Annotated in this window: 12 protein-coding genes; all 12 read right to left on the reverse strand. The window is 36.6% G+C overall.

The genetic code is table 11. The annotated features are described in order from the left end of the window. Positions 1 to 146: 146 nt before the first annotated feature. Positions 147 to 1,061: an AEC family transporter gene (locus tag WCV66_RS23530; protein ID WP_066324941.1), complete on the reverse strand. Its 915-nt coding sequence runs from the start codon at positions 1,059 to 1,061 to the stop codon at positions 147 to 149. A gap of 140 nt (positions 1,062 to 1,201) precedes the next feature. Further along, the gene (locus tag WCV66_RS23535; protein WP_066324939.1) at positions 1,202 to 1,954 is read right to left on the reverse strand and encodes a LamB/YcsF family protein; all 753 of its coding nucleotides are present in this window, start codon (positions 1,952 to 1,954) and stop codon (positions 1,202 to 1,204) included. After that, complete coding sequence (locus WCV66_RS23540) at positions 1,941 to 2,951, reverse strand: biotin-dependent carboxyltransferase family protein (protein ID WP_338787065.1); 1,011 nt, start codon at positions 2,949 to 2,951, stop codon at positions 1,941 to 1,943. Before WCV66_RS23540 ends, WCV66_RS23535 begins: the two co-directional genes overlap by 14 nt. Further along, entirely contained in the window at positions 2,948 to 3,661 is a 714-nt protein-coding gene (gene pxpB / locus WCV66_RS23545; protein ID WP_338787066.1) for a 5-oxoprolinase subunit PxpB, read from the reverse strand. The genes WCV66_RS23540 and pxpB overlap by 4 nt, the downstream gene beginning before the upstream one ends. 242 nt (positions 3,662 to 3,903) lie before the next feature. Next, the gene (locus WCV66_RS23550; protein WP_066324926.1) at positions 3,904 to 5,148 is read right to left on the reverse strand and encodes a glutamate-5-semialdehyde dehydrogenase; all 1,245 of its coding nucleotides are present in this window, start codon (positions 5,146 to 5,148) and stop codon (positions 3,904 to 3,906) included. Between the two features lie 11 nt (positions 5,149 to 5,159). Next, positions 5,160 to 6,260, reverse strand: a complete 1,101-nt coding sequence (proB, locus tag WCV66_RS23555; protein WP_338787067.1) for a glutamate 5-kinase — start codon at positions 6,258 to 6,260, stop codon at positions 5,160 to 5,162. Positions 6,261 to 6,869: 609 nt separating this feature from the next. After that, positions 6,870 to 8,207 carry an MATE family efflux transporter gene (locus WCV66_RS23560; RefSeq protein WP_338787068.1) on the reverse strand — a complete coding sequence of 446 codons (1,338 nt, stop codon included), beginning with the start codon at positions 8,205 to 8,207 and terminating at the stop codon, positions 6,870 to 6,872. Between the two features lie 206 nt (positions 8,208 to 8,413). Beyond that, positions 8,414 to 8,776 (reverse strand): YrdB family protein, encoded by a 363-nt coding sequence (locus WCV66_RS23565; RefSeq protein ID WP_338787069.1) that lies wholly within the window; start codon positions 8,774 to 8,776, stop codon positions 8,414 to 8,416. Between the two features lie 27 nt (positions 8,777 to 8,803). Further along, positions 8,804 to 9,379 (reverse strand): TetR/AcrR family transcriptional regulator, encoded by a 576-nt coding sequence (locus WCV66_RS23570; protein ID WP_066324909.1) that lies wholly within the window; start codon positions 9,377 to 9,379, stop codon positions 8,804 to 8,806. A 22-nt stretch (positions 9,380 to 9,401) separates the two neighbouring features. Beyond that, on the reverse strand, positions 9,402 to 10,124 hold the full coding sequence (locus tag WCV66_RS23575; protein ID WP_338787070.1) for an MBL fold metallo-hydrolase: 723 nt from the start codon (positions 10,122 to 10,124) through the stop codon (positions 9,402 to 9,404). A 176-nt stretch (positions 10,125 to 10,300) separates the two neighbouring features. After that, entirely contained in the window at positions 10,301 to 11,980 is a 1,680-nt protein-coding gene (locus WCV66_RS23580; protein ID WP_338787071.1) for an alpha-glucosidase, read from the reverse strand. Between the two features lie 70 nt (positions 11,981 to 12,050). Beyond that, on the reverse strand, positions 12,051 to 13,085 hold the full coding sequence (locus WCV66_RS23585; protein WP_066324897.1) for a LacI family DNA-binding transcriptional regulator: 1,035 nt from the start codon (positions 13,083 to 13,085) through the stop codon (positions 12,051 to 12,053). Between the last annotated feature and the right edge of the window lie 254 nt (positions 13,086 to 13,339).

Genomic DNA, 13,339 nt, shown 5'->3' on the forward strand with positions numbered 1-13,339 from the left:
ACCTTTTGAATGCCTTTAGGAGGGATTATTAGCGCGTAATGTCATTCTTTAAAAAATACCGATAATCACTCAATATTCTAAGAAAATGTCTTGTATTTGGGTTTGTGATTAAATAAAAACCCCTGATATGCTCAGAGGTCTAAAAATCATCCATATATTAAACTAGATACATATAAAACAATTGGTAATGTCACCAAGCTTAATACCGTACTAAATAATGTAGCGGTTGATACAAATTGTGGTTCTGTATCATATTGGAGTGCATACATAGTTGTATTTGCAGCTGTTGGCATCGCTGAAAGTACGATCATAATTTGTTTTAATAAATCATCAATTGGCAGGAATAACGTAAATACGAATGCAATAACAGGTGATATAAACAGTCTTAAACCTAAAGATAATGACAGTGGAGCAAAATCTAATTTTTTTACAGATATTTTAGCAAGCTGCATTCCTAAAATAATCATAATTGTTGGAACTGCTGCATCCCCCACCATCTCAATGGCATCCATAAATGAACCTCCGACCGGTATGTGAAAGAGATGAAAAATGACCCCAAGCAGTGCACCGTAAACAATAGGTACTTTCACAACCTCTTTCAAAGCCATTTTTATACCGCCACCATCTGGAGAGCCCTTTGCAGCATAATAAATACCAACTGTACACATAAGAAGCTGCTGAATAACCATTAAAATAACGGCGTAATGAAGCCCTGCCTCACCGAAAGCAAAGAAAATAAGGGGTGTTCCATAATTTCCATTATTCATAAATGCAGATGCTAGGATCATTCCACATGTTTTTTTTACAGAATATCTTCTAATAAATGCAATAATATAAATAATGATAATAAGGCAAAGCGCAAGCCCGACCGTGTAAAAAGTCATCATTGCATAATCAATCGTCAAATCTGTTTTATAAAATGTTTGAAAAGCTAAAAAAGGAAGCATTAAATATATGGCCATAACAGATAATGGCTTCGTATCAAACCCAATCATTTTCTGACCAACAAACCCAATACCAAAAATAAAAAAAATCGGAATTAATACCGTGAAAAATTCCATTAGATCACCTTACCTAACTACGAATCTATGAATTGATTCTTCTAGTATACCATATCAATATAAATGGATTGGTTTATTTAGTTGTAGGCTATATTTCACCCGAGTGGGCAAAAATATTTCCCGGGCACTTAAATTCTCAGTTACAATCCTTTAACCTCTATACCATTATCCTGCAATGCTCTATTTATTTTCTTAGCGAATTCAACCGAGTGTTCCCCGTCACCATGGATACAAATTGTATCAGCAGTTATTGGCACTTCATGTCCTGATGTGATAACCTTTTGATCAACAACCATTTTTATCACTTGAGCGATTGCTATGTTTTCATCTTTAATAAGTGCACCCTCTTGATGACGAGGTGTTAACGTACCATCTCTTTGATACGTTCGATCTGCAAATACTTCATTCGCTGTTTTTAAGCCGAATTTGTTTCCTGCTTTTATTAATTCACTTCCAGAAAGCCCATATAATATAAGCTCAGGATTTATTTTATAAATAGCTTTGGCAATCGCCTCTGCTAAATCCTTCTTTACGGCAGCCATATTGTATAACGCACCATGTGGCTTTACGTGTTTTAATACGGCGCCCTCAGCTAATACGAAGCCGTGAAGTGCACCGATTTGGTAAACAACTAGATCATACACCTCCTCTGCTGTAATAGACATTGTTCTTCTACCAAAGCCTTTTAAATCATCTAAACCTGGGTGTGCGCCTATACTTACAGAATGATCCAATGCAAGACGTACGGTTTTCTTCATCGTTTCCGGATCGCCAGCATGAAACCCACATGCAATATTTGCAGATGTAATAGAAGTAATGATCTGCTCATCGGCACCGATTGTATATCTACCAAAACTTTCCCCCATATCACAATTCATATCAATACGAACCATGCTTCATCCTCCTAAAAGCTAATGAAATACCAATTTTTACTTTTGAAATCTTCTGCTCTCTCTCTAATAGCAGTCTTTGAGCATCTTGTATGCATATTTCTTTAAAAGTCAGATTTTCACCTGGCATCACTTGTGATAATACAGAAAAATCAATACTTGCTACATAACCTATTTTCGGATAACCACCGATTGTTTGCCGATCTGCCATTAAAATAATCGGTTGACCATCATTTGGCACTTGAATCGTTCCCATCGTTACAGCTTCTGATAAAAGTTCAACATCTGTGGTTAACTTAAGTACTTTTGCAGATAGGCGATATCCCATTCGATCTGAATTAGAAGTAACCTTATATTTTTCTGTAAGAAATTCTCTTTTAGATCTTTCTGTAAATAGATCGAATTGAGGTCCTTTTATAAATCGTATTTCTGGGTCTTTCTTATAAACTGGTTTTATTAGCGAACTTACAGTCCAATTGACTGGTTTAAATGGTCCTGACCAAATTTGCGTACAAAGGAATTTTGCTAAATCACTCGGCTTGTAGTTGAGTACATCTCCCTTTTGCAAAGTACGGCCATGATAACCACCTAATCCACCCCTTACATATGTACTTCGGCTTTCCATTACCAATGGAACATCAATTCCCCCTGCAACCGCTAAGTATGTTCTACAGCCTTGTTGTGGACGGCCGAAGCGAAGGACACTTCCTGCTTTCACAAAAATTGGTTTCCATAATGGTACAGGTTTGCTGCCAATGCTCGCAGACAAATCAGCTCCACAAAGCGATATTAATGTATCCTGTTGAAATAACAATGTTGGTCCTATTAACGTCATTTCTACCACTGCATCATCTTCGTTATTGCCAATGAGAAGATTAGCAATTTTTGCTGCGACCTCATCCATCACACCACCAACAACAACTCCATATTGCTGAAATCCAATTCTCCCTAAATCCTGCACTGTTGTCGATAAACCTTGTTCTAGCACCTTTATCGTCATTGCTTCTCTATCCTTAGAGCTTCAAATTGCTGTGGAGTAATTGGTTGAAAACGGACGAAATCTCCTGCACGTAATAGACTAGGTTGTTTTGCATCTTGCCGAAATAACCGTATAGGTGTTCGTCCAATTAACTGCCAGCCTCCTGGACTTTCAATCGGGTATACCCCTGTTTGTTCCCCGCCAATCCCAACACTTCCTACTGGTATCTTCAATCTTGGCGTCGCTTTCCTTGGTGTTGCAATTTCTTTTGACATTCCACCAAGATAAGGAAAGCCTGGCGCAAAACCAATCATATAAACTAAGTACTCTTGGTTAGCGTGGATATTAATGATTTGCTGTTGTGTTAAATGATGGCAGTCTGCAACATCTTGTAAGTCAGGACCAAAATCTCCACCATAGCAAACTGGGATCGTGACTGTTTTTGATGGATGAGAAATGGATACTGGAAGGTTAGTTAGTCTGGATTTTAGTATGCTAAGCACAACGTCATATGGTGTTTTTTTGGGAGTAACCATCTTAATCTTTGTTGGTTCATAACTAATTGTGGCAGAAGTAAAGCTTGGGATGACCTCGAGCAATCCTGGAAAAGGGTTTGCTTCTATGAATTCAGTGAAGGCAATGATCTTCTGATGAAGGTCTTTATGTAGTTCTTGACCAAAATGAATCGTGATTGCCTTGTCGCCTTGTGGGTAAAAGGTGATTTGGTCCATTTTATCCTCCTTCTCGTTATGATTGATTGTAATTTGAGATCCCTTTAATCATTATTTATGAAACATTTTAGATTTAGTTTTATTATTATTTTACCATTAACCTGAGGTTTACTACTATTACCCTGTTTTGTAAGATTAAGTATTATCTGCATTACATGAAATTTATAATTTCCCAAACGACAAAAAAGAGCTAGACCTAATTATTCTAGGTTAAGCTCGCAATCAATCATGACTATCATTTATTAACGAATCTGGCCTGTTCCATAAACGAAAAACTTACTTGAAGTTAACGCGTTTAATCCCATCGGACCTCTAGCATGTAGCTTTTGTGTACTAATGCCAATTTCCGCTCCATATCCGAATTCAGAGCCATCCGTAAAACGTGTTGATGCATTATGATACACAGCTGCAGCATCTACTTTATTTAGGAATTTATTTGCACGGTCCTCACTTGCTGTGATGATTGCTTCTGAGTGATTTGTTCCATACTTATTAATATGGTTAATAGCTTCTTCCACACTTTTGACTACCTTAATACTTACGGAAAGAGCCAAGTATTCGGTATACCAATCTTCTTCAGTTGCTAGTTTCGCAGTACCAAACACACTACTTACTACACTATCCCCATAAATTTCAACACCATGGTCATTTAACGTATCAATTAAATCCTTACCATGTTGTGCAAACCATTTTTCTTCGATTAAAATTGTTTCAATTGCATTACATACGGAAGGACGTTGAGTTTTTCCATTAATCACAATACTTTCAGCCATCTGATAATCAGCTGATTCATCGATAAACACATGACAGTTTCCAGCTCCTGTTTCAAGAACAGGTACTGTTGCCTCTCTAACCACTGTATCGATCAGATTCTTACCACCACGTGGAATTAAGACATCTAAATATTCCTTTAAGTGAAATAGTTCTTTTGCTGTTTCTCTACTTGTATCTTCAATTAATTGGACAGCATCTACTGGTACCTTGCTTATTTCTAATGCTTTATGAATCGACTGAACAAGTGCCTCATTTGAAAAACGTGCAGATGAGCTTCCTCTTAAAATAACAGCATTTCCTGTTTTTAGTGTAAGTGTTGCCGCGTCAATTGTCACATTAGGCCTTGCTTCATAAATCATCCCGATTACACCCAGTGGTACGCGATTCTGTCTTATAAGCAGACCATTGTCTTTATGAATCGTTTCGAGTGTTTCACCGATAGGATCTTTTAGATCAATTAAAAGTCGTATCGCTTCTGCCATATCAAGAATGCGTTTTTCGTTTAGCATGATGCGATCTAATACGCTTTCTGATAATCCATTTTTTCTTCCAGCTTCAAGATCCTTTTGATTTTCTTCAAGGATATACTCTTGATCTACAAGTAACTGATCAGCGATTTTCCCCAACGCTTCATTTTTTTCCTCTGTTGATATGCCGACCATCATAAAACTTGCTGTTTTTGCTGCTTTTCCCTTTAGTAATACCTCACTCATCTTATTCCCTCCTATGCTTTTACCCATTTATTTCGATGTATCACAACAATTGATGATAAAACCTCGTCTTTACTTAGCTCTTCACTTCGTTTCCCCATGAATTTTTTTAACTCATCAGAAGAAAAAAGAACCTCACCCTTACCTAGCAACCCATTTGGTCCCACCACTTCAACAACATCACATTTCTGAAATGAACCTTTAATATCATAGACTCCTGCCGGAAGTAGACTTTTTCCATTGTATAAAAGTGCATCCTCTGCACCTTTATCAACGTATATTTTGCCTGATACTTCCGAATGAAACGCAATCCATTGTCTACTATTATTAATAGAAGTTAATCCGTTTTTTCCAATATAGGTTCCATTTCCAGCGCCCTCGATTATATCTATTAGCTTGTTATTTCCTTTCCCTAAGCCGATAAATACTTGAACACCTAATGAAATTGCCGTCTTAGCAGCCATTAATTTTGACTTCATTCCGCCTGTTCCTACCTTTGTTCCGGCACCTTCAGCGGCAGCAAGCATGTCTTCTGTCACCTCAGGTAGATAGTCAATTTTTTTTGCTAAAGGATTTGTCCGAGGATTTGAATCATATAAGCCATTAATATCTGTTAAAATAATAAGCTGGTCGGCATGAATAAGTCCGCTTACTAGCGCAGAAAGCATATCATTATCACCAAATGTCAACTCTTCAACAGAGACCGTGTCATTTTCATTTATAATTGGCAAAATTCCTCGTTCTAAAAGCTCTGTAATTGTCGCATAAGCATTTTTATAACGATCCTGCTTTGAAAAGTCATTTCGTGTTAGAAGAATTTGCGCTGGTATGATATCAAATTGACCAAACTGTTCAATATAGGATTGGACAAGTAGACTTTGCCCCACCGCAGCTGCTGCTTGCTTACCCTTTAATGTTATCGGTCGTGTTGGATATCCTAGCCGAGAAAATCCAGCAGCGACAGCACCTGATGACACAAGCAGTACTTCATGACCCGCTTCACGTAGTGCTACCACTGCATGAACATGGTCTGAAAATTTCTCTTGATCGATTTGACCCTTAGTATTTGTTAACGAGCTACTACCGATCTTGACGACAATCCGCTTTTTTTCCATGATCTCTTTCCTCCACTATTTTTCTTTAAATACATCCCATGCATAATTAAAACAAAAAAGCCCTATTCATCCCTAAAAATAAGGACGAAAAGAGCTATGCTTCCGTGGTACCACCTTTATTGAATGTGAATTAGAAATGCGGAAGCGCCTTGTTCAGCTCCGACAAGCATAAGACGCTAATGAAATGAAGGTGTTCTTTACCTTCATTTCATTAGTGGCTAGACCCTAGAGGCAGTTAAAACGCGACGTCCTGTCGCATTGACTGCACTCGCACGTCCTGTGCTTCGAAGCTTTGGCGCTGGAGCTAGACACGAAAATCTAAGTACCAAAACTTAAACCTTCTTATCTATTTTTCAATCACATCCCACTTTACCCTTTTAACGTCAGGGACACGCCTATGTTTTCATAGGACTCAGGAGGTAGGTTCGACGGCTTTTATGTTATGAAGTCTTCCAGCTAATAAACTTCACTCTCTGGTACTAAAAGTCCCGCTTACTATTCCTCCGTACACGTTCATCGATTTTTTACTATTATGCCGAGTATTTTGCCTACTGTCAAGACTGTAAACGCTAATTTTTAGAAAATTTGCAGATGGAGTTAGTGTTATTTTCACAGTACTTTACTAACCTTTATTTTATCCCATTTACCAAACTTATAATAACCATATGCAATCACACTGCTGATCACAAAACTTAGTCCCATTCCTACTGCAACCCCATTTTCTCCCAACCAAACTGAACATAAAAAAGATAGTGGGTAGCGAAGAATCCAAAAGGAAATCACATTAAGAACTAATACTTGAAACATTGCACCTGCAGCGCGGACAATACCATTTAAGATAAAATTAATCCCTAAAAACGGATAAAATAGGGCAATAATTTGTAAGTATCTCATTCCGAATTGAACAGCGGCTTCTTCATTAATAAATAGCCTAATCGCGATTTCTGCAAATATAACAACCAGAATACTTATAAAGACCATAATAAAAAGATTGATCAAAACTCCATATTTAGCAATCTGGTGAACACGGTCCATTTTATTTGCCCCGATATTTTGTCCAGCCATACTATTAACAGCTGTACCAAGCGCCATAGCTGGTAACATAATGACACTATCAAGACGCTGGGCAGCACCAAATCCTGCGACAACATCATTCCCGAAAGAGTTGACAACACTCATAATTGCCATCACACCAGCTGAAATGACGGTCATTTGTAGGCCTGATGGAATTCCAAGCTTCAAAATCGTCACGACTTCATCCTTTTTCGGTAGCTTAGGTAAAATAAACGGGATAAGCGTTCGCTTCATCGTATCGAAAATACCATATAAAAAAGCAATACCTTGCGAAAGGATCGTTGCATAGGCTGCACCTTCAATTCCAAGCTTGAATACAAACAGAAATATTGGATCGAGAAGCGCATTTAAAATAACTGCAATAACAACATATCGAATCGGTGTTTTACTATCACCTAGTGCCCTTAAGACTGTACCGATGAAATTGTAGCCAAATAAAAATAAGATTCCGATGAAATTGATTTGAAGATACGCCGTTGCCTCTTTGATCATTGATTGAGGAGTACCAAGAAGTTCTACGATCATCTCAGAAAAGATATAGCCGATGATACCTAACAATACAGATAAAATAGTTAATATCACAACAAATGCATTAATATAGCTTTTAAGCCCACTCTCATTCCCTTGACCTTTTTGCTGTGATAGAATCGTTAAAGTTGCATTATTTATTCCAATAATGAACGATAAAATTGTAAAAATCACCGTACTAGAAACGGCAATAGCCCCTAGAGCATTTGCACCAAGAAGATTACCAACCCACAAGCTATCGATAAATTGATAGGATACTTGCAACAAGTTTGTAAGCATAATTGGCAGTGAAAAAAACCAGATTTGCTTTACAATCTTTCCATTTGTAAAATCTTGTTGATTCATGCCAAACCTTCCTTTCATGTCGATCCATTTATCTTATCATAGCCCTAGATGGACATGCACAAGGAAAGCATTTTATATAATGAGAGGTTTAAGATAAATTTTTATCTACGATTATGGGTCTTTTATCTTCGATTTTATTAATTTATCTTCGAATTTGATGAATTATCTTCGATTTTTTCATTTTATCGACTATTCGACAAAACCCGTCAAATCTCCCTGTTCTTCTTCACTGTTCCCAAACAATCAATCATTAGGACTTTATTAATAATAACGACAACAATAAAAGTGACAGCTAATGAAGCTTTGCCTGAAGCATATAATGCGAAAGCTGCTGCACCATTGATCACAATCTCTAATAATAGTCTAATTGGGACACCGACTTTGAAGGGTGCAGCCGGAGAGCCGAACAATCCCCAAAGAGTTGCAGCTGCTAATGGTGTTCCAAGCCCTAATATAACCTTCAAAAGGATACCATGACCTGCTTTAAAACCCCAATAACCAAGTGCTGCTAATGCACATAGTTCTAAAACAAACCGAAATCCTAAATTACTAGCTTTTAATAAAAGCATTCCAATCTCCCCCATTACAGTGTTACGTTATGAATCTTTTTTCATCTTGTCAATTCCAGCTAAAAAACTGTCAATTAATAAATGGAGGCTAATATCAAGGTCAAGAGGCAAACCAAACCCACCTTTTTGTTCAAGAGAAGAAAATCCGTGCAAAATGCTCCTTAATCCACGAACAGCATGAAGCGCTGCATTTTCTTCTAAACCGTATCCATTTAAAACTTGAATTGTTAAATCAACGATTCTTTGACCTGCTAATTGAATCTCTGTATCTTCCAGAGCAGATGTACTAATTGTTATCTCATATAATCCAGGTTGATCCCTTACAAATGCAACATAAGCATCCGCAATTGCATGGACTGCTTCATCCTTTGATCTTCCAATCGCAGCTTGAGTTAGCTTGCTATAAAGATCATCCATTCCGTGTATAGCTAATTTTCTTCGCAGACCAGTTAAGCCATCAATGTGGTTGTACAAAGATGGTGGTCGTACCGATAGTTTTTTTGCCAATGTTGCTAATGTTATAGCTTCAACACCCTCTTCATTAGCAATTTGAGTAGCTGTTTGTAAGATTGTTTGTAAATTAAGTCCGATTCTCGGTGCCATTCTAATCAACCTTTCTTTATTTCTATTTCGTGCCTGTTACAAAATTTTTTTCTGCTTTCTGAATAGCCTTTTGGATAAGGAGTTCTGGTTTTTTTATCATTTCTCCATGTCCTACTGCCAATAAGCTAGGTTTTAATTTTTCAATCTTTTTTACACTTTCAATTGATAGTTCTTTGTCCCATGTGCCAAATGCAGGAAACGGAAAAAGTGGAACAATTTGGCCGCTTACCGCGGTTCCTCCTCTTGTCTGCATCGCATCACCGACAATTAATGCTTGGTTACGAGTATCAAAGAAAGAGATTGAGCCGGGCGTATGACCTGGAGTTGCGATAACCTGTAATGATCCAATGCGGTCTCCTTCTTCTAGCAGACAATCAGCTTGTGTTGTTTTAAGACTTTTAGGAACTCCGCCTTTGATTGGTATTTGCGACTCATTTCTGTCTAATGTTTTATCCCCTTTTAGTAACCGACTTTCACGAGTAGAGATGGAAACAGGGACATGAGGGAATTTACTTTTCAATTCATCTAAGGCACCAACATGATCTACATGTGAATGTGTTAATAAAATGTTCGTAAGTGGCTTATCAAGTTTTTCAATTACATGTAAAATTCCTTTGTAACTGCTCGGTATCCCTGTATCAATTAGCGTAAGCTCTGTTTGCTCTTCAATTACGAAACAATTCACTGGAAAAAAGCCTGGTAAAAATGTAAGTTGATATACAGTTTCTTCCTTTGATAATTTCATAAAAAATCTCCCCTTTAATCTAATTAGTTTTAAAACTAATATAATTAGTTTCATTGTAACTAGTTCCATTATTTTTAACAAGAGGACTTTTTACATAATTTTCTAAAAATAAATTTAGTTCCAATACCATATTAAAAAGGCATACCACTAAATGTGATACACCTTCATTAAATCAATCATTTTTTAATTCGATATACTCTAGTTTCATATGGTTTTAGAGTAAACTTACTAACTAAGTCGTGGTCAAGTACAGCATGATTTGCTAGCAATAAGTCATCTGAACCTACAGAGAAATCCAATACATCATCCCAAGTCGCTATTTCCTCCGATAGATTTGAGAACACAACAACCTTGTCATTATCCATTGTACGTGTGTACGCATAAATTTGCGGATCATCATCAAGAATCAAATTATAGTTTCCATAGGTGAATACTTCATTTTTCTTCTTAAGTTGAATCATTTTTTTATAAAAATGAAGCACTGATGACTCATCTTGAAGTTGATTTTCTACATTTATTTCTTTAAAGTTCTCATTCACACCAAGCCATGGTTTTCCAGTTGTAAAACCTGCATTTTGCTCTGATGACCATTGCATCGGTGTTCTTGAATTATCGCGACTTGAAGACCAGATTACATCCATAATATCCCCATGTGCCACGCCTTCCTCACGTTTAATTCGGTACATATTTTTATCTGCAACATCATTGTAATCTTCAATGGAATTAAACTTTACATTCGTCATTCCAATTTCTTGTCCTTGATAGATAAACGGTGTTCCTTGCATAAGGAAGTACATCGCCCCAAGTGCAGTTGCACTTTCATACCAATATCGAGTATCATTTCCCCAGGTAGATACTCTGCGTGGTTGATCATGATTTTCGATAAAAAGAGCATTCCATCCTTTGTTTTCAAGACCTTTTTGCCATTTTGATAAAACATTTTTCAATTCAACAATGTCTAGCTTTTTCTTTTTACCTGCATCCCATAACGATAAATGCTCAAATTGGAACACCATGTTGAATTTTCCTTTTTCTTCACCTACCCACTCGTCAAGGTCTTCTTTATCCTCTGCTTTCACGCCATTTGCTTCTCCAACTGTCATAATATCGTATTTAGAAAAGGTTTCTTCCTTTAATTCTTGAAGATATTTATGAATTCCACTTACATTCATATGCTTATCAAAAGATGGAACATATTTTAGTCCCTTCTCATTTGGCATATCCTCTAAGCCTTCTTCTTTATTAATGTGACTAATTGCATCAACACGGAACCCATCAATCCCTTTATCAAGCCACCAATTAATCATTTCGTATAAAGAATTTCTCACCTCTTTGTTTCGCCAATTAAGATCTGGTTGCTTTGTTGAAAAGAGGTGAAGATAATATTGTTGGGTTTTTTCATCATATTTCCAAGCAGAACCACTAAAAATACTTTCCCAGTTATTAGGTTCCTTGCCTTCCTTACCATCTTGCCAGATATACCAATCACGTTTAGGATCATCTTTGGATGAACGAGATTCAATAAACCATGGGTGTTCATCACTCGTATGGTTAATAACCAAGTCAATAATGAGCTTCATCCCGCGATTATGAACTTCCTCTAATAATTGATCAAAGTCTGCCATTGTTCCAAAATCACCCATAATATCTTGATAATCGCTAATATCATAACCATTATCATCATTAGGTGATTTGTACATTGGACAAATCCAAATGACATCAATTCCTAAATCTTTTATATAGTCTAATTTTGAAATCATGCCTTGCAAATCACCGATACCATCACCATTAGAATCCATAAAACTTCTAGGATAGACCTGGTATGCGACTGCTTCTTTCCACCATACTTTTTTCATTTATTGTTTCCTCTCTTTCTTACGAATGGGTTCAGTTATCTACTCTCAAAATTTTCAATATATATATCTGTTACATTGGGATATTCTTATTATTTGCACAAGATTTACGCTCAATGATTTTCGTAGGAATTGTAATCCGCCTAGGTAACAAATCCGGGTTTTTTATGATTTCAATTAAACACTTTGCTGCCTCAAATCCAAGTTGATAAATCGCTATATCAACTGACGTAATTGATGGCTTTGAATGCTCAGAAAGCAATAAATTATTAAAGCTAACAATTGATACATCATCAGGAACACGAATCTTCATATCTTCAAGGTGACTAATTATTTCATAAGCTATTAAATCATCCTGAGTAACGAGCCCTGTTGGTGGTGACTGCAAATTCATGAGTGCGGTAATAGCTTTCTTACCATTTTCTTTTATTAACTCTTCATTGACTAAGTATTCATCATTGAATGGAATTCCTGCTTCACTTAGAGCTAATTTGAAACCATTTAATCGATCAATTGTGACAACAAAGTCTAGACTACCACCAACAAAGGCAATATTCTTATGGCCTAACTTGATTAAATAATTCGTAATTTGTTTTGTAATAAAAATATTATCGTTATCTACATACGTAACTCGTTCTTCATTTTCATCAGGCCTTCCAACTACTGTAAAAGGAAAATCTGCTTCTTGTAAAAATTTCATCGTTTTATCGTTCACCCGAGAATATAGGAGAACAATTCCGTCAACTCGTCTTCCTTGAACCATAGAGGTGACCTCTTCAAAGATTTCATCCTCCGTTGATCCGGTTGATAAATAAATACCATATTTATTAGTGTGTGCATTTGTGCTTATTCCCCTTAATACTTCGGGGAAAAAGGGGTTTTGAAATGCATGAAAAGCAGAATTAGGCATAATCACACCAATTGCCTGAGTGCTTTTAGCAGCTAGGCTACGAGCTTGAAAATTAGGGTGATAACCTAGTTGTTCCATTACTTCCCGAACACGTTTTTTCGTTTTTTCACTAATTCGTGGGCTATTTGAAATAACTCTCGAGACAGTTGATGGTGCTACATTTGCTTCTTTTGCGACATCTTTGATTGTAACGATCATAGCAACCTCCTTAACAAAGGAAAGAATTATCCATTTAAGTTGTGGTATAATATAAGAAATTTTTCGAACCAAAATTCCTTATTTTTTCAATATCTTAGCGCTACAGATTTCGACTCAATTCTACCCTGAATATTATATTTTATTCTAAACCTGATTAAAATGAGATAACGCTTCGAGGAAAACGTTTGCGCAAATCTAGAATGTAATAAATAGCATATCTCTTTGAAGGTTCTTCACCATATTTAAAAAACTTT

Source organism: Metabacillus rhizosphaerae (genome assembly GCF_037201795.1).
Classification (GTDB): domain Bacteria; phylum Bacillota; class Bacilli; order Bacillales; family Bacillaceae; genus Metabacillus; species Metabacillus rhizosphaerae.